Below are 18,541 nucleotides of genomic sequence, written 5' to 3' on the forward strand. Positions count from 1 at the left end.
CACTACTTCTCAAATAATTCGCTAAAAGTTTATTCCTCAATTGGTTAAGTCAAACCGATGAAAATCTAAAATAATAAATTGATATATTTGTTCCCGAATTGTAAAATAGGATCAACACATAAGATACTTGCCATGAAACTAAATTCATCTTTTCTACTCACATTTATGCTGGCGGTTCTGCTGACAGCCTGTGCCGGTCAGTCGTATAATCTTGCCGACTATGGCTTGAAACCGGACAGTAAGGAAAATGCATCCCCCTTGATTGCGAAAGCTTTGCAGGAGATCGCCGCGACGGATCATCCGGACGGCGTTACAATCGTTTTGCCGAAAGGGCGTTACGACTTCTATCCGGAAGGGGCTTCCCTTCGTGAGTATTTCATCTCCAACCATGACCAGGACAATCCCAAGTCCGTAGGGCTGCCGTTCGAAAACATGAAGAATGTTGTCTTTGACGGGCAGGGTTCGGAACTGATTTTTCATGGGCGGATGCTTCCCGTTTCCTTAGTGGGTTCGGAGAATTGCACGTTGAAGAACTTCAGTATCGACTTCGAGAATCCGCATATCAGCCAGGTTAAGGTGTTGGAAAACGATACGGTGAACGGCCTGATTACCTATGAGGTGGCGCCTTGGGTACAGTATGAGATACGCGACAGTAACTTTGTCGCCAAAGGGGAAGGCTGGGAACATATTCCTGCCTGGGGAATCGCTTTTGAAGGAGATACGAAACGGCTGGTCTATACCACCAGCGATATCGGCGTAGGCAGCAGGCATGTGGCAGAGATCGCTCCCCGTAAGATACTCGCCTCCTGGAAAAACAAGAAACTGATACCGGGAACGGTTGTCGTTTTCCGTGGGTACGGTCGTCCGACTCCGGGCGTATTCATGTATCATGATACCAATACGGCATTGGAGAATATACAGGTTCATTATGCCGAAGGGATGGGCTTGCTGGCACAGATGAGCGAGAATATCACGTTGGACCGCTTCTCGGTCTGCCTGCGCGGCAAGGATGATCCGCGTTACTTCACGACACAGGCGGACGCCACCCATTTCTCTGGATGCAAGGGACTGATCCGCTCTGTCGGCGGTTTGTACGAGGGGATGATGGACGATGCGATCAATGTGCATGGCACTTATCTGAAGGTGCAGCAGCGTGTCGACGACAAAACGCTGGTGGGCGAGTATATGCACGGTCAGTCATATGGTTTCGAATGGGGACGTCCGGGTGACACCGTCCAGTTTATCGATTCCAAAACAATGGAGATACTCGGAGAGCAGAACACGGTGACGGCCATTCAGGCTGTCGACAAGCCGGATGATCACGGTGCCAAGCAGTTCCGCATCACATTTGAGAAGCCTGTCGATCCTGCGATCAGCGAGGCGGGGACGTATGGTATCGAGAACCTGGAATGGACGCCGGCGGTCTATTTCGCCGACAATGTGATTCGTAATAACCGTGCCCGCGGTTCACTGTTCAGCACGCCTAAGCGGACTGTTGTGGAAAATAATGTCTTCGACCATACCTCCGGTACGGCTATCCTGCTGTGCGGCGATTGCAACGGATGGTTCGAGACGGGAGCTTGCCATGACGTATTGATCCGGAATAACCGGTTTATCAACGCGTTGACGAATATGTTCCAGTTCACCAATGCCGTAATATCCATCTATCCGGAGATACCCGACCTGAAAGACCAGAAGAAGTATTTTCATAGCGGTATCGTGATTGAGAATAACACATTCGATACATTTGACGCCCCGATCCTGTATGCAAAGTCGGTCGACGGGCTTGTCTTCCGTAATAACGTGATCCGGCAGAACCAGGATTATCCTGCCTTCCACTGGAACAACCACCGTTTCTTCTTCCAGCGTGTGATTAATGCGGAGATAAAGGATAACCAGTTCGACGGAGGGTTCGATGAGGCGCGGGATATACTGAATGAGGAATAAGTTTCCCCCTTTTCATTTTATTCTTCTATTAATTCATATTGAAAATAACTGTTATCTCCATAGTATAAAAGTAAACATCCATCATAATATATCCATGAATATATAGACCTCAATGTGTCCATATATTGATAGCCGAACTCGCTCTCTCCAAGGTCTGTTCCAAATATCTCCGTTAAATAGATGGTGGATTGTTTGTTATTGGCTGTGTATGTGCCTTCTATGGCATTCGTTGAACTGTAACCTTTGAACTTTCCAGTTTCTTTGAAACTGCCGTCTCCTTCGAAAGACAAAGTGAAAACCTTGTAACTTTCGTAATCTTCTTCCTCTTTGATGTTCTTGATGATCTTACCGTTCTCAACAGCTTTTGTCAGTTTCCAGTAGATCCCTTCTCCGGTGAGCTTGTATGAGGGAACTTCTTCTTCTAAATCATCAGGGTTCTTTAATTTATACTCCAAATAACTGTCTTCCCCGAAATACAACTTGATGGTCTCTCCCTCTTGTTTAAAGGAAGAAACATCCCTTAGATAGCCTAAATACATATGTTCGGCATCACTATATGGGCTTGGGCTACCGAGCTCCGTCATTACTAATTCATCGATTTTGAATTTGCTGTTGTCTGTATTATACATATAGCTTCCCCGGATCTCATTGATCACCGCAAGTCCTTCCAGTGTATTGTCTTTTTTCAAAGACAGGCTGGGGGATATCTTTATCGGGTACTCGACTTCCGTACCGTTTTCCACAGTCTTGACCAAAGTGCAGGATATTTCCATTCCTTCCTGTTCCCACTCGTCCGAATCGTTGCATCCGGACCATACTGCCATGCAGGATAGCAGCAGGCAGATTTTGAATAATGTTTTGAAGATTGTTGTTCTCATAAGATTTTGTATTTATGGGGTTAATACTTTGTAAAGGTATGCTTTCTCTTTTGGAAAAGCAACTAAAAGCAATGAAAAACAACTGATATAGGGTGTTTTTCTCTTTATAGGTGGATTTATGCAATAAGGTCGGAAGTGAACATCGTCACCTTCTCTGGAATATAGCTGGTGCGGATACGCTATTGCTGTGGATAAAGGTTATTGGCCCGGTTGCCGGAATCCTCTGTGGCTTTTGTCTTATGATAAATATAGTTCTCGTTTATATTATACAAAGGTAATACAAAAGAGCCTAAAAAAAGAGGGAAGGTTATACAAAAAGAAAGCGTATCTCGTTATATTATCATACATTTGTAGAGAAGAAAAGATAAAACTATGGCAGTAAAGAAAGACAGAGTACTTTGGGCGGACGATGAGATAGATTTGTTGAAACCTCATATCCTTTTCCTGCAAGATAAGGGGTATGAAGTGGTTCCGGTGATCAGCGGGCAGGATGCCATTGAATGCTGCAAGGAGGAATCATTCGACATCATTTTCCTGGATGAGAATATGCCGGGTCTGACCGGGCTGGAAACACTGGCCCAGATCAAGGCGATCAATCCCGATCTCCCTGTCGTCATGGTTACCAAGAGCGAGGAAGAGAGCATCATGAACCAGGCTATCGGCAATAAGATCGCCGACTACCTGATCAAGCCTGTCAATCCGAACCAACTGCTTTTGTCTATCAAGAAGAATGTCCACAAGAATGTGATTATCTCTGAGACGACGACTGTCGGCTATCAGCAGGAGTTCGGCCGTATCGGTATGCAGATCAACGACTCGCTGACGACCGACGACTGGATGGAGGTCTATAAGAAACTCGTCTATTGGGAACTTGAGCTGGAAAGCAGCCAAGTACCGATGACCGATATGCTCCGGATGCAGAAACAGGAGGCGAACAATGCTTTCGGTAAATTTGTCAAGAAGAATTATGTGGACTGGATTCAGAACCCGGCCGAACGCCCGTTGATGAGCCCCGATCTGTTCAAGAAAAAGGTGTTCCCGATGCTCGACAACGACGAAAAGGTGTTCTTTATCCTGATCGATAACTTCCGCCTCGACCAGTGGCGTGAGGTGAAAGACCTGCTTGCCGAATATTTTACTTTCGACGAAAGCCTCTACTACAGTATCCTGCCGACCGCGACACAATATGCCCGCAACTCGATATTCTCCGGTCTGATGCCGCTACAGATCGAGAAAATGTTCCCCGAGCTTTGGGTGGACGAAGACAGCGAGGAAGGCAAGAACCTGAACGAAGCGCCGCTTATCCAGACGCAGATCGAACGGTTCCGCAAGAAATATACGTTCTCCTACCATAAGGTGCACGACTCGCAGTATAACGACAAGTTGCTGAATATCGTCCCTTCCCTCCTGAATAACCAGTTGAATGTGGTTGTCCTTAACTTTGTCGATATGCTTTCGCATGCCCGTACGGAAAACAAGATGATCCGCGAACTGGCCCAGAGCGAAGCGGCTTATCGCAGCCTGACGCGTTCCTGGTTCCAGCATTCCGGCACGTTGGAACTCTTCAAGCGTATAGCCGGGAAAGGCTACCGGGTTATCGTTACGACCGATCACGGGACGATACGCGTGGATAACCCCCTGAAGGTGATAGGCGACAAGAACACGAACACCAATCTTCGCTATAAGGTTGGCAAGAACCTGAATTACAACCCGAAGGAAGTGCTCGAAATCCGCTATCCGGACAAGGTCGGATTGCCCTCCCCGAACCTGAGCAGCAAGTATATATTTGCGATGAATAATGATTTCTTCGCCTATCCGAATAATTATAATTACTACGTTTCTTACTATAAGAATACGTTCCAGCATGGCGGCATTTCGATGGAAGAGATGCTGGTCCCTTTTATTACGATGATGCCAAAATAATTGACAATTGACAATTGACAATTGACAATTGTTTTATCTTTGTACTCGAAATCTCAATTGCCGATTTTCTATTGATAATTCCTCTTTTGAATTGTCAATTGTCAATTGTCAATTGTCAATTTAAAAGATCATGAGCGTAATTAAAATCGACAGTTTAGATACGATCCGCCAGGCCGCGAAAGCGTTTATCGCCGGGATGGACGACCGTACCGTTTTCGCTTTTCGCGGAAGCATGGGCGCAGGAAAGACTACCTTTATCAAAGCTATTTGCGAAGAATTGGGTGTGGAGGATGTGATCAACAGCCCGACGTTCGCCATCATCAACGAATATCGCAGCGATACGACCGGCGAGCTGATCTACCATTTTGACTTTTACCGCATCAATAAACTGAGCGAAGCGGAAGATATCGGTACGGAAGATTATTTCTACAGTGGCGCGCTCTGCTTTATCGAATGGCCGGAAAAGATTGAGGAACTCTTGCCGGGTGATGTAGTGGAAGTTGCCATTACAGAGAATCCCGACGGATCGCGTACCGTAGAAGTCAAGTAAGCGATGGAACCTACCGAATATTTTATCCTGATCCTCTTTATCGCATTGGGGGCTTTCTCCATTGTTGCTGCCATCCTGAACCTCGAATGGTATTTCCAGACCAGCGGAGCCATGACGTTTGTCCGCTGGCTGGGTCGCAAGGGTGCCCGTATCTTTTATGCCCTGTTAGGGTTGGGACTGATTGCTTGCGGGGTGGCAGGATTTGTCTTTTGGAGTTAAACTATCGCAAAGTCCAACTGTTTTCTTTCCAGGTTCGCCTGTGCCACTTTGACTGTGATGGAATCTCCCAAACGGTATATGCGTCTTGTTTTACGGCCTAACAGGCAGTAGTTTTTATCGTCGTACTCGTAGAAATCATCATCGAGGTCACGTATCGGGACAAGCCCTTCGCATTTATTGTCATTCAGTTCCACATACAAGCCCCATTCGGCTACGCCGGAAACCTTGCCGTCGAATACCTGCCCTAACTTATCTTTCATAAATTCCACCTGTTTGTACTTGATGGAAGCGCGTTCGGCACTGGATGCCAGGATTTCCATTTCGGAACAGTGTTTGCAGAGTTCTTCATACTTGCTTTTGATCACACTGCGCCCGCCCGCCAGATAACGTTCCAGTAAACGGTGTACCATCATATCCGGATAACGGCGGATCGGGGAGGTGAAGTGTGTATAATAGTCCATTGCCAATCCGTAATGCCCGACATTATCTGTCCCGTAAAAGGCTTTCTGCATGGAACGGATAGCTAATGTCTCCACCAGATTCTCTTCCGGTTTGCCCTGTACGGTCTCCAATAAGCGGTTGAAGCTCTTGGAAATGTCCGTTTTACTTCCTTCCGTACGTACTTTGTGACCGAATCGGCTGATAAATGCGGAGAAGTCTCTCAGCTTCTCAGGATCCGGCTGTTCGTGAACACGGTAGACGAATGTTTTCTTTGTCTTATTCTTGGTCTTTCCGACGAATTCGGCTACTGTACGGTTGGCCAGCAACATGAATTCTTCGATCAGCTTATTGGCTTCTTTTGACTCTTTGATATAAGTACCCAATGGTTTACCTGTCTCGTCGATATCGAATTTGACTTCGAACCGATCGAATGCGATAGCTCCGTCCTTGAAACGCTTTTCACGCAATTTTTGTGCCAGTCTGTTGAGTGCCAGGATTTCTTCTTTATAATCGCCTTCTCCTGTCTCGATCACTTCCTGCGCTTCTTCGTAGGCGAAACGGCGGTCGCTCTTGATGATCGTACGGGCGATATGGAATTGCTGGACTTCGGCGTTTTTATTTAATTCGAAGATAGCCGAAAAACAGAGTTTCTCTTCGTCCGGACGAAGTGAACATATCTTGTTGCACAAGCGTTCGGGCAACATCGGGATGGTACGGTCTACCAGATAAATGGAGGTGGCCCGGTCATATGCTTCCCGGTCTATCAGGCTTTCCGGTCTGACGTAATAAGTGACGTCGGCAATATGTACGCCAACTTCCCAGTTGCCATTTTCCAGAAGACGTGCGGAAAGCGCATCGTCGAAGTCTTTGGCATCTTTCGGGTCGATGGTGAAAGTCGTGATATTACGGAAGTCCTCACGTTTGGCTATTTCCTCTTCGGGGATTGCTTCCGATATCTTATCCGCCGCTTTTTCCACATTGGCCGGATATTTGTATGGGAGGTCGAACTCTGCGAGGATTGCGTTCATCTCGGCATTGTTGTCACCGGCCGCACCTAAAATGTCTACCACTTCGCCCAGCGGGTTCTTGGCTTCTTCCGGCCATTCGGTGATACGGACAATCGCCTTATCGCCCGTCTTGCCGCCTTTCAGCTTGTCTTTGGGGATAAAGATATCGTTTGCCAATGTCTTGTCTTCGGTAATCAGGAAGGCAAAGCCTTTTGTCACTTGCAGCTTGCCGGTGATTGTCCGACGTTCGCTTTCCAGGATTTCAATCACTTCACCTTCCGGATCGGCGCCTTTTCTCTTTGCATGAAGCTGTATTTTTACCTTATCGCCGTTAAGCGCATGGGCGGAGTTGCGTTCTGCCACAAAGATAGGCGTTCCGCCGTCTTCGGGGATAAAAGAGTTCTTTCCGTTCTGCCGGCGCATGAAAGTCCCGACGGCTGTTGTTCCCCAGTCGTTATAGCGGTAGCGTCCCCGGTCTATTTCGGAAATGAAGTTATCAGCGGAGAGATCATACAGGATGTCCACCACCTGCAATTTCTGCACTTGGTTAGTCACTCCTATCATACTGCTGATTTGTCGATAGTTGAAAGGTTCCTTGGGAGAAGACTTGAATACGTCGATGATGGCATTGATCATTGCCTCTTTTTTCATCCGTTTGTTATTGCTTTTGGAGCTGTTTTGCTTCTTTCCCTGTTTATTACTTTTCTTTTCAGATTTATTCTTAGTCATATTTTTATTTCAATGTTTTACAAAGTAAACAATAAATATCGAGAAGCTGTTTACATTTGTGATAAATTATGTCCGGAAGGCCTTAATTCCCGAAACTGTTGGCTGCTACTCCTTTAGCACCCGGTTTGCAACTGAAGACGCTGCCGCTCAACGGATACTTGCGGAGTTGTTCTTCGGACAGGCCGGCGCGAGCCGTTGTGATATAAAGCGTGTCCATCTTTTTACCTCCGAATGCGCAGGAGGCGACATTCGGGGCCGGAACGTTCACCTTGGCCAATAATTCTCCCGTATAAGGGTTATAACAGTAAACGCCATAGCCTCCCCATTGAGCCACCCAGAGGTGGTCCTGGCTGTCGATTGTCATCCCGTCCGGCGCCCCTGTCCCTTCCGGCAGATCGACCGCAATTCCGTCAAACAGGATATCGCCGTTGTCGGGATCATAGCGGTAGCGGGCTATTTTGCCGGTCGGCGTATCGTTGTAGTACATGAATCTCTTGTTTGCTGTCCAGACGATACCGTTCGAGATCGTTACTTTTTGTAGTTTGGTGCTGATTGTTCCGTCGGGTAAAACACAATACAAGGTTCCGGCTCCTTTCGGCGCACCAAAACCCATTGTCCCGATCCATAGACGTCCTTCCGGGTCGCATTTCCCATCGTTGCAGCGTACTTTTCCGTCTTTGTCGGGTATCGGAGCGACGGATGTCGTCTGCCCGTCAGCCAGGTTTACCCGTACGATTTCGTTTTGCAGGGCGATGATAACGGTGCTGTCGCTTTCCGGTACGACAGTAGATATCATGCGGTCGAATTTCCACGAGTCGCATTTCTTTGTGTTCGGGTGATATTCGTACAACGTCTGACCTTCAATGTCTACCCAGAATAATGTTTGGCGGTAGGGGTCCCAGATCGATCCTTCTCCGGTAGTGGCTTCGGCCTTGTAGGCCAATTCAGCCGGAATGATTTCTACTTTAGGCGAACAGGATATTGCCGTGATTAAAATAGAGAATAAAGTCAGTATGTTAATAAGAAAATGCTTCATGATACAAAATGCCGGTTTTAGTTCGTGATAGAGATATTTGATGCAAATATATTAAATTAATCCTGATTACCAGACATATTTATATGTTTTATTGCATATTGTTGGATATGTTTTCGTTTTCCTTTAAATTAGAACCCAATTTGATTACCGGCTTCGATTGCCGTTAATGAACGGATTTTAAACAGAAATTGGGATGAGAGAATTGAATAAAAAAACAGCCGGAAAGGTGCTGCATCCGGAACGGATCATACAGTTCGGCGAAGGGAATTTCCTTCGTGCCTTTGCGGATTGGATTATCCAAAAGATGAACGAGAAGGTGGGTTTTGACAGTAGTGTGGTTGTTGTCCAGCCGATTGACCGGGGGATGGCCGATATGCTGAATGCGCAGGATTGTCTCTATCATGTCAATCTGCAAGGCTTGGATAAAGGAGAGAAGGTAAACAGCCTGACCCGGGTCGATGTGATCAGCCGTGCGTTGAATCCCTATACGGATTTTGCCGCTTTCATGAAATTAGCGGAACAGCCGGAAATGCGTTTTGTCATTTCCAATACGACGGAAGCGGGAATCACTTTTGATCCGGCTTGCAAACCGGAAGATGCGCCGGCTTCTTCTTATCCGGGAAAGCTGACTCAGTTACTCTACCATCGCTACAAGACATTTAACGGCGATAAGGGCAAAGGGCTGATAATCTTCCCGTGTGAACTGATATTCCTGAACGGGCATAAGCTGAAAGAAACAATTTACCAATATATCGAACTGTGGGAATTGAGCGATGACTTTAAAACATGGTTCACAGAATCCTGCGGGGTGTATGCGACACTGGTGGACCGCATCGTACCGGGATTCCCACGCAAGGAGATCGATGCGATCAAGGAAAAGTTACAGTATAACGATAACCTGGTTGTCCAGGCGGAGGTCTTCCATCTGTGGGTGATTGAAGCGCCCGGTTCGGTAGCGAAGGAGTTCCCGGCGGACAAGGCGGGGCTGAATGTCCTGTTTGTTCCGAGCGAAGAGCCTTATCACCAGCGGAAAGTGACTTTGCTGAATGGCCCCCATACGGTTTTGGCGCCTGTCACCTGGCTTTCCGGGGTGGATATCGTACGGGATGCCTGTCGGCACGAGGTATTGGGGAGATACATTCATAAAGTGATGTTCGAAGAATTGCTGGAAACGTTAGACCTGCCGAAAGAGGAACTGATGCAGTTCGGCCGCGACGTGATGGAACGTTTCAATAATCCGTTTGTCGATCATTCGGTTGTCTCGATCATGCTGAATTCATTCCCTAAATATGAAACGCGCGATTTGCCGGGCCTGAAAGTCTATCTGGAGCGGAAAGGCGAGTTACCGAAAGGGCTCGTTTTAGGTCTGGCTGCCATTATTACCTACTATAAGGGAGATGTACGTGCCGATGGTGTAAAAGCGGAGCCGGATGACTCTGCGGAAAACCTCAAGTTGCTACAGGAACTTTGGGCGACCGGTTCGACGCGGAAAGTGGCGGAAGGCGTATTGGCAGCCTCTTCCATTTGGGGTGAAGATCTGAACCGGATTCCGGGGTTGACGGAAATGCTGAAAGGGTTCCTGGATACCATTCAGGAAAAGGGAATGCTTACTGCCGTTAAAGAAATTTGCTGATGCGAACGTATATACAGATAAATCCGGCCGATAATGTGGCTGTGGCCGTCGAAGACCTGCATACCGGCATGTCGTTGGACATTAATGGAAAGACTGTTGTTGTGCGACAGGATATTCCGGCAGGTCATAAAGTAGCCTTGCAGGATTTTGAGGAAGGCGATTACATTGTTAAATACGGCGCTCCTATCGGGCATGCCCGGATGGCGATTGCTGCGGGTTGTTGGGTAAACGAGAAGAATATCAAAACCAATCTGGAAGGATTGCGTGAATATGAATTTAACCCGCAGCCCATTCCTGCACAACCTTCACGGGCTTCGCTTGCTTTTAAAGGCTATCGCCGCAAGAACGGGAATGTCGGTATCCGGAATGAGGTCTGGATCATTCCGACGGTCGGTTGTGTGAATGGCATTGCCCGTCGGCTGGCCGATGAGTTGCAGCGGGAGACACAAGGGGCGGGAGTCGATGCGATTGTCGCTTTTCCGCATAACTATGGTTGTTCCCAGTTGGGTGATGACCACGAGAATACCCGGAAGATATTGCGGGATATGGTGTTGCACCCGAACGCGGGGGCGGTTCTTGTTGTCGGTTTGGGATGTGAGAACAACCAGGTCGGCGCTTTTCGCGAGCTATTGGGAGAATACGATACGGAACGCATCCGCTTTATGGAAACGCAGAAGGTGGACGATGAATTAGAGGCGGGCATGGCGCTTTTGCGTGAGCTTTATGCAGTCGCTTCACAGGATGAGCGAACGGATGTCCCTTTAGGCGAATTGCGTGTGGGACTGAAATGTGGCGGTTCGGATGGTTTTTCCGGCATTACGGCTAATCCGTTGCTGGGCGTCTTCTCCGATTATCTGGTGGCAGAGGGAGGAACGACAGTTCTGACGGAAGTACCGGAGATGTTCGGAGCCGAAACGATCCTGATGAACCGGAGCGAATCGCGGGAAGTTTTTGAAAAGACTGTTCATTTGGTCAATGACTTCAAGTCTTATTTTATTGAAAATAAACAACCTATTTACGAGAATCCTTCCCCGGGCAATAAGGCGGGAGGTATTTCTACACTGGAAGAGAAATCGCTGGGGTGTACGCAGAAAGCCGGGACTTCGGCTGTGCGCGATGTGATGCTCTATGGTGAACGGTTAGTAACAAAAGGTCTGAACTTGTTGAGCGCTCCCGGAAACGACCTGGTGGCCAGTACCGCTTTGGCAGCTTCCGGCTGCCATCTGGTTCTGTTTACAACCGGAAGAGGAACGCCTTTCGGCACGTTTGTCCCGACAGTGAAGGTTTCGACTAACAGTAATTTGTATGTACGCAAGCCAAACTGGATCGATTTCAACGCCGGTTCCCTGTTAGAAGGTAAAGGTATGGAAGAACTTTGTGAAGGGTTTATCCGCTTTGTCATCGATGTCGCAAGCGGATGCCCGACCAATAATGAAAAGAACGGTTACCGGGAGATCGCAATCTTCAAATCCGGGGTAACATTATAATTAATCGGGATAATTCGTTTCTTGCCATATTTGAACTATCCCGTTCCCGCGCTCCGACGCGGGATCGCAGAGGAACAGGCTTTATCAAAACTTGTAAATGATGATTTAGGATGCGGCAGGCTGTTTTGCGATCCCGCGTCGGAGCGCGGGAACGGGATAGCTCACTTTTTCTTACAACTGTATCTGTATAAGCAAGCAGGAAGGTCCTGGCTTGTCAAGATTGCCTGTAAAATGGTTTTGCAGTACTTCATGGGGTTATAGTGCCGTAAAGGAATGAATAACCCGGCAGATAGAATGAACGATGCGGGATGTGTGCCCCCTCCGTACCTACCTGCTATTCATGTCACAGCCGTGAAACAAAAGAAATCCAATTGTAACATAGAAGGAAGACAATTGTGACATGAAAAGAATACGACTGTGACATGCAATAGAAGACCGGATAAAATAGTTTATCTTATATCTTCTTCTCAATAACCGCCTGCACTACATTCAATACATAGTCGCCAAGCTTTTCTGCTTCGCCGATGATATCCATGTAGTAGACGCCATCCTGATACTGGTATTTCTTGTTGTTGATGTCTTCCACGTTGTGGTTCTTCAACTGGTTGCGGTAGTTGTTGATTTCGTTCTCAATGTTGTAAGACGGGTTGACATCATCGCGGACGAGTTCTGTCTTTTTCAGGATCTCGATCATGCGGTACAAGGCCTTTTCCGTCAGTGCCAACATCTGGTCGACGTTATGGTTTTGCTCGTCCGTAAACGTCGATTTGAACTCGTTGCGGCGCTTGATACTTCGTGCCATATTGTTGCAGGAGTCGGCAATACTTTCTATCTCCGATACGGCACGCAGCATGATGCGGATCTCTTCCTTACCTTCCGAACTCAGGCGGCCTTCAGCCACGCAGGTCAGATAGTTGGCAATCTCGATTTCCATCCGGTCGCTGATACTTTCGTATTTCTCGATGCGGCTGTAGGTCTTCAGGAATGCTTCTTCATTCTTTTCGTAGAACAGTTCTTTTACCATGCCCAACATACGACCCGTGCGTTCTGCAAAAAGAGTGATTTCCTTGTGTGCCTGCAGGATGGAAAGCTCGGCTGTAGACAACATACCGCCTGTAATATAACGTAAGCGGTATTCTTCTTCCTCCTCTTTTTTCCCTTTGATGAGAGCGCGAACCGTCTTCTCGATCAGGTTGACGAACCAGATCATAATGAACGTATTGCTGATATTAAATGCCGTGTGGAATGCCGCCAACTTGAAGGAAACGGCAACTGCCGGATCGCTTATGCCCATGATATTTGTCACGAACCAGGAAACGGCATTTGTAAACGGATAGAACAGAACAAGCACCCAGCAAACGCCGAATATGTTGAATACCAAGTGTGCCAGAGCTGCTCGCCGAGCCTGTATATTTCCGGTCAACGCTGCTAAGTTGGCCGTGATGGTTGTTCCGATATTTTCGCCCAGTACCAGCGCCACACCTAATTGATAGTCGATCCAGCCGTTGGCACACATGATAAGCGTGATTGCCATTGTGGCGGCGGAAGCCTGTACAATCATGGTCAGGATCGCACCGATGAAAAGGAACAGGATGATGGAGATGAATCCCATATCGGTATAGTTCTGCACGAAAGCAAGCATATCGGGGTTGGCTCCAAGATCAGGTGCGTTGGCTTTCAACGACTGCAAACCCATAAAGAGGAATGCGAAACCGAAGATGAACTCACCGATCGACTTACGGGAACTTTTACCGGAAAAGAGTAGAGGAATACCAAATGCTAATAGAGGGAGGGAAAAGGCTGCGATGTCGACTTTAAATCCGAGGGCGGAGATCAACCAGGCGGTTACGGTCGTACCGATATTGGCTCCCATAATGACCCCGATGGATTGGGTGAGGGTGAGCAACCCGGCGTTGACGAAACTGACCACCATGACTGTAGTGGCGGATGATGATTGGATCAGGGCCGTGATCAAAACGCCGGTCAAAACACCGGTTACCCTGTTAGTCGTCATGGCCGTCAGAATCTTGCGTAAACTGTCACCCGCAAATTTCTGCAGACCTTCGCTCATGATTTTCATACCGTACAGGAACAAGCCTAAAGAACCTATCAGGCGTAGAAAATCAAAAAATGAATAGTCCATTTAAAATACGTTTAAGTGGATGTATATCCGATTAATATTCCTAACTTTAGGGGACAAATTTACAAATAATAACTGATATACCATGTCTGAAACGATTACAATTTATTGCAAAAATAACAATACCTATAAAGAGGTTCCCATTGGTTCTTCACTGTTAGACATCTATGCGCTTGTAGGCGCTCCGCTCCGGTTGCGGCCGATGAATGCGCAAGTAAACAATAAAACGGAAGGTTTGAGCTTCCGTTGCTGGCATCCGAAAGATGTAGAATATGTCGATTATTCCCAACTGTCGGGAATGCGTACGTATGTCCGTTCCCTGTGTCATATCTTTTCCAAAGCGGTAAACGATGTGCTGCCTTCGGCGACGTTGAACCTGGAACATCCGATTTCAAAAGGTTACTACTGCGTCATTCACAATGGAAAGAATATCGATGAAGAAACGATCGGCAAGATCAAAAAACGGATGTGTGAGATTATCGATGCCGACCTGCCTTTCCGTTTGAAGACGGTCCGTACGGCCGACGCGGCGGTCTTGTTCCGCGAAAGGGGCATGAACGACAAGGCGCGTCTGATCGAAAGCGCCGGTATGCCTTATACCTCTTATTATGATTTGGATGGTTACATCAATTATTTTTACGGTTGCCTGACGCCGTCTACCGGCTATGTGCGGCTTTTTGATCTGGTCCCTTATTTCGACGGCGTGTTGTTGCGTGTCCCGCAAAGAGGCAATCCGTTGGAGCTGGAACCTGTCATCCGCCAAGATAAGATGTTTCAGGTCTATAAGGAACACCTGACTTTGCAGCGTACGGTCGGGCTGGATAATGTAGGCGACCTGAACCGGGCAATCGAGAAAGGCCTGTCTTCCGAGATTGTCATGGTATCCGAAGCCATGCAGGAGAAGCAGGTTGCCAAGATCGCGGAAGAGATTGCTTCGCGCTACGACGACGGCATCCGCATCGTCTTGATTTCCGGCCCTTCCTCTTCCGGGAAGACAACCTTCTGCAAGCGTTTGGAAGTGCAGTTGATCACGAACCTGATTCATCCCGTCAGCCTCTCGTTAGACGATTATTTCTTGAATCGCGAGGATACGCCTAAGGATGAAACGGGCGAATATGATTTTGAATCCCTCTATGCGCTCGACCTGCCTTATTTCAACAGCGAGTTGCAGAAATTGCTTTCGGGTGAGGAGATAGACGTGCCGAGTTTTGACTTTGAAACCGGCCGTCGCGTGTATAAAGGAAAGAAATTGAAGATGCACCAGAATTCGATCCTGGTGATCGAGGGCATTCACGCCCTGAACCCTGAACTGACCTCCATGATCGAAGATCGCTATAAATACCGGGTTTATGTTTCGGTGCTGACCTCTATCTCGTTGGATAACCATAACTGGATTCCGACGACCGATAACCGCCTCTTGCGCCGCATTATCCGTGATTACCGTTTTCGTGGTTATTCCGCCCGCGATACGATTGCCCGCTGGCCCAGTGTGCGCCGGGGCGAAGATAAATGGATTTTCCCGTATCAGGAAAATGCGGATGCGATGTTCAACAGCGCCATGTTGTATGAACTGGCAGCCCTGCGGAAGTTTGCCGAACCGATTTTAGGCGAAGTGCGCGAATGCGATCCGGAAAATGCGGAGGCTTACCGCTTGCTCCGTTTCCTCCGTTACTTTAATTATATTCCTGATGTCGGCCTTCCGGGCACTTCCCTCTTGCGTGAGTTCTTAGGAGGAGGAAGTTTCCGTTACTGATATTTGTTTTTCGGCGGCGTCATTTATATTTATGACGTCATCGTGTATATTCCTGACGCCGTCGGATTTCTTTTCGACGGCGTCGGGAACAGATTTCCTTTGCACCGAAATTTATTGTACTTTTGTGCGCTCTAAATGAATGGATAATGGAAAAAGATTACTTCTCGCATATATTGCCGAACGGTTTGCGTATTGTGCATCTTCCCTCTGCTTCCCCGGTGTCGTATTGCGGTTTTGCCGTGAATGCGGGAACGAGGGATGAGGAGGCGCATGAATTCGGATTGGCTCACTTTGTGGAGCACATGGTATTCAAAGGGACGGAAAAGCGGAAGTCCTGGCATATCCTGAACCGGATGGAGAATGTGGGAGGAGAGTTGAACGCCTATACGACAAAGGAAGAAACATTCGTTTATTCCATCTTTATGGAAGAACACTTCCGCCGGGCTTTCGAACTGTTGGCCGATCTGGTGTTCCATTCCCAGTTTCCGGAACAGGAGATCGAGAAAGAGGTGGATGTTATCCTGGACGAGATCAACTCGTATGAGGACAGCCCTTCGGAACTTATCTTCGATGAATTTGAAAATTTATTGTTCGACGGCCATGCCTTAGGGCATAATATCTTGGGAGATGAACAGTCGCTGCTGAGCTTCGACAGCGAGTCCGGCAAGTCGTTTATGAAACGTTTCTATGCGCCCGAAAACATGGTCTTTTTCTCGATGGGACGCATTCCGTTCAAAAAGATTGTGCAGATGGCGGAAAGCGCTTTGTCGGATGTCGCCTTCCCGATGGCGTCGCGTAACCGGGTTGCGCCTGCCGGGATTCTTCCTGTGACGCGACAGGTCCATAAAGATACGCATCAGGCGCATGTCCTGATAGGCGGTCGGGCATACAGCATGCACGACGAAAAAAGATTACCGCTGTTCCTGCTCAATAACCTGTTGGGCGGTCCGGGAATGAATAACCGGTTGAACGTCTCCCTTCGGGAAAAGCACGGGTTGGTGTATAATGTGGAATCAAATGTAACTTCCTATACCGATACAGGTCTTGCGAGCATCTATTTCGGTACTGATCCGAAGAATAAGGAGAAAGCTGTCCGGTTGGTCCATAAGGAGCTGGCAAAACTGCGTGATATGAAACTGTCGGCCACCCAGTTGGCTGCCGCCAAGAAGCAGGTGATCGGCCAGTTAGGTGTCTCGGGCGACAACCGCGAAGGCTTGTTCTTGGGCTTGGGAAAGAGTTTCCTGCATTATAACCGTTACGACACCTTACCGGAAGTCTTCGCCAAAGTAGAACGCCTGACAGCAGAAGAAATACTGGAAGTCGCCAACGAGGTCTTCGCTCCGGAACGGTTGTTCAGTTTGATTTATCAATAATTACCAGCATTCCGCCTTGTCCTTTAACTCCGGTATCCTGTTCTTGTCGAACGTTGGACTTTTGATTCCATTGCGTTTCTGTCCGATATAATCATGGAGCAACAGGAATGCTTGTTTACTTAACAGCGAGATGGCGATGAGGTTGCAAATCGTCATCAACGCCATTGTGATATCCGCCAGGCTCCAGGCAAGGTCGAGGCTTGCCAGTGCACCGAACATCACCATTCCGCCAACCAGCAGGCGGTAGATGTATAAGACGCTTTTCTTAGGCGTGATAAACCGTATGTTCGCCTCCCCGTAATAGTAGTTTCCGATGATGCTGCTGAATGCGAACAGGAAAATGGCTACCGCTACGAATATGCCTCCGGCTTTCCCTATCTCGAGCGTCAGGGCGTGTTGCGTCAGTTGCACCCCGTTTACCGAGCCATCCAGCGGAGCTCCGCTGAAAAGGATGATGAAAGCCGTACAGGTACAAATCAACAGGGTATCGGTGAAAACGCCCAATGTCTGGATAAGCCCCTGTTTCACCGGATGCGTCACGGATGCTGTTGCCGCCACATTGGGAGCCGAACCCATACCGGCCTCATTGCTGAACAGTCCGCGTTTGATCCCTTGCATCAGAGCTGCGCCGACCGTACCGCCCAATGCCTGTTCCCATCCGAATGCGCTGCCGACAATCAGTTTGATGACACCCGGCAGCTCTGTGATATTGAAAAGGACAATGCCTAATGCCAATGCCACATATCCCAATGCCATTATCGGGACAATCACACTGCTCACCTTGGCAATACGCTGGATTCCTCCGAAGATAATGGCGAGCGTCAACACTGTCAGGATTCCCCCGACGATGGCCGGATTGAAATCGAATGAACCTTGCAGGGCGGCACAAATCGTATTGCTCTGTACCGAATTGAAGGCGAAACCGAAAGTAATGGAAATAAGGATGGCAAACAAGACTCCCATCCAGTTCAGCCCTAACCCGTAGCGCATATAATAGGCGGGTCCTCCGATAAAAGAGTCTTTCCCTTTCCGTTTATAAAGCTGTGCCAGTGTCGATTCGACAAAGGCGCTGGATGAACCCAACAAGGCGATAATCCACATCCAGAACACCGCTCCCGGTCCGCCTACGGCAATGGCAGTGGCTACTCCGGCGAGATTACCCGTCCCGACACGGCTGGCAAGTGACACGGCAAAAGCCTGGAAAGAGGAGATATGTTTCTCGCCCTCATGGGCTTTGTTGGCGGAGTCGCCGAGTACGCGAATCATCTCCCGGAACATACGGAATTGGACGAAACGGGTTTTGAAGGTGAACCAGAGGGCGCATCCCAATAACATAATAATCAGAATATACGACCATAAAATATCGTTCGCTCCGCTGATCCAGTTGTTTAGTATTTCCATTGAGGCAGTTTATTGTCTTGATAA

General features: G+C 48.1%; 13 protein-coding genes. 8 read left to right on the forward strand and 5 right to left on the reverse strand.

Features of this window, described 5'->3' with window-relative positions:
* Window positions 1-132: 132 nt before the first annotated feature.
* On the forward strand, window positions 133-1,947 hold the full coding sequence (locus DWU89_RS16520; RefSeq protein ID WP_115500737.1) for a right-handed parallel beta-helix repeat-containing protein: 1,815 nt from the start codon (window positions 133-135) through the stop codon (window positions 1,945-1,947).
* Between the two features lie 17 nt (window positions 1,948-1,964).
* Here DWU89_RS16520 and DWU89_RS16525 read toward each other — a convergent pair whose 3' ends face one another.
* Window positions 1,965-2,825, reverse strand: a complete 861-nt coding sequence (locus DWU89_RS16525) for an META domain-containing protein (RefSeq protein ID WP_115500738.1) — start codon at window positions 2,823-2,825, stop codon at window positions 1,965-1,967.
* A 372-nt stretch (window positions 2,826-3,197) separates the two neighbouring features.
* On the opposite strand from DWU89_RS16525, the gene porX reads away from it, so the two are divergent.
* From porX to DWU89_RS16540, 3 genes are all read left to right on the forward strand, one after another.
* The gene (gene porX, locus DWU89_RS16530; protein ID WP_115500739.1) at window positions 3,198-4,748 is read left to right on the forward strand and encodes a T9SS response regulator signal transducer PorX; all 1,551 of its coding nucleotides are present in this window, start codon (window positions 3,198-3,200) and stop codon (window positions 4,746-4,748) included.
* Between the two features lie 130 nt (window positions 4,749-4,878).
* Entirely contained in the window at window positions 4,879-5,298 is a 420-nt protein-coding gene (tsaE, locus tag DWU89_RS16535) for a tRNA (adenosine(37)-N6)-threonylcarbamoyltransferase complex ATPase subunit type 1 TsaE (RefSeq protein ID WP_115500740.1), read from the forward strand.
* 3 nt (window positions 5,299-5,301) lie between these two features.
* On the forward strand, window positions 5,302-5,517 hold the full coding sequence (locus DWU89_RS16540; RefSeq protein WP_115500741.1) for an immunity 17 family protein: 216 nt from the start codon (window positions 5,302-5,304) through the stop codon (window positions 5,515-5,517).
* Here DWU89_RS16540 and rnr read toward each other — a convergent pair.
* Both rnr and DWU89_RS16550 read right to left on the reverse strand, forming a co-directional pair.
* Window positions 5,514-7,694 (reverse strand): ribonuclease R, encoded by a 2,181-nt coding sequence (gene rnr, locus DWU89_RS16545; protein WP_115500742.1) that lies wholly within the window; start codon window positions 7,692-7,694, stop codon window positions 5,514-5,516. The two genes, DWU89_RS16540 and rnr, sit on opposite strands and share 4 nt — an antisense overlap.
* Before the next feature lie 82 nt (window positions 7,695-7,776).
* Complete coding sequence (locus DWU89_RS16550) at window positions 7,777-8,730, reverse strand: SMP-30/gluconolactonase/LRE family protein (protein WP_115500743.1); 954 nt, start codon at window positions 8,728-8,730, stop codon at window positions 7,777-7,779.
* A gap of 193 nt (window positions 8,731-8,923) precedes the next feature.
* Between DWU89_RS16550 and DWU89_RS16555 the strand changes: the two genes are divergently transcribed.
* Window positions 8,924-10,363 (forward strand): tagaturonate reductase, encoded by a 1,440-nt coding sequence (locus tag DWU89_RS16555; RefSeq protein ID WP_115500744.1) that lies wholly within the window; start codon window positions 8,924-8,926, stop codon window positions 10,361-10,363.
* On the forward strand, window positions 10,363-11,850 hold the full coding sequence (locus DWU89_RS16560) for a UxaA family hydrolase (protein WP_115500745.1): 1,488 nt from the start codon (window positions 10,363-10,365) through the stop codon (window positions 11,848-11,850). Before DWU89_RS16555 ends, DWU89_RS16560 begins: the two co-directional genes overlap by 1 nt.
* 454 nt (window positions 11,851-12,304) lie before the next feature.
* Here the strand turns inward: DWU89_RS16560 and DWU89_RS16565 are convergent, their stop codons facing one another.
* Entirely contained in the window at window positions 12,305-13,993 is a 1,689-nt protein-coding gene (locus DWU89_RS16565) for a Na/Pi cotransporter family protein (RefSeq protein WP_115500746.1), read from the reverse strand.
* Window positions 13,994-14,075: 82 nt separating this feature from the next.
* Here DWU89_RS16565 and DWU89_RS16570 point away from each other — a divergent pair, with 82 nt between their 5' ends.
* Together DWU89_RS16570 and DWU89_RS16575 are read left to right on the forward strand one after the other, a co-directional pair.
* A complete protein-coding gene (locus DWU89_RS16570) occupies window positions 14,076-15,743 on the forward strand; it encodes a nucleoside kinase (protein ID WP_115500747.1) in 1,668 nt (555 codons plus the stop codon).
* 146 nt (window positions 15,744-15,889) lie between these two features.
* The gene (locus DWU89_RS16575) at window positions 15,890-17,116 is read left to right on the forward strand and encodes a M16 family metallopeptidase (RefSeq protein WP_115500748.1); all 1,227 of its coding nucleotides are present in this window, start codon (window positions 15,890-15,892) and stop codon (window positions 17,114-17,116) included.
* Here DWU89_RS16575 and DWU89_RS16580 read toward each other — a convergent pair whose 3' ends face one another.
* A complete protein-coding gene (locus DWU89_RS16580) occupies window positions 17,117-18,517 on the reverse strand; it encodes an alanine/glycine:cation symporter family protein (RefSeq protein WP_115500749.1) in 1,401 nt (466 codons plus the stop codon).
* Window positions 18,518-18,541: the final 24 nt, after the last annotated feature.

The sequence above is a fragment of the Parabacteroides acidifaciens genome (assembly GCF_003363715.1).
Classification (GTDB): domain Bacteria; phylum Bacteroidota; class Bacteroidia; order Bacteroidales; family Tannerellaceae; genus Parabacteroides; species Parabacteroides acidifaciens.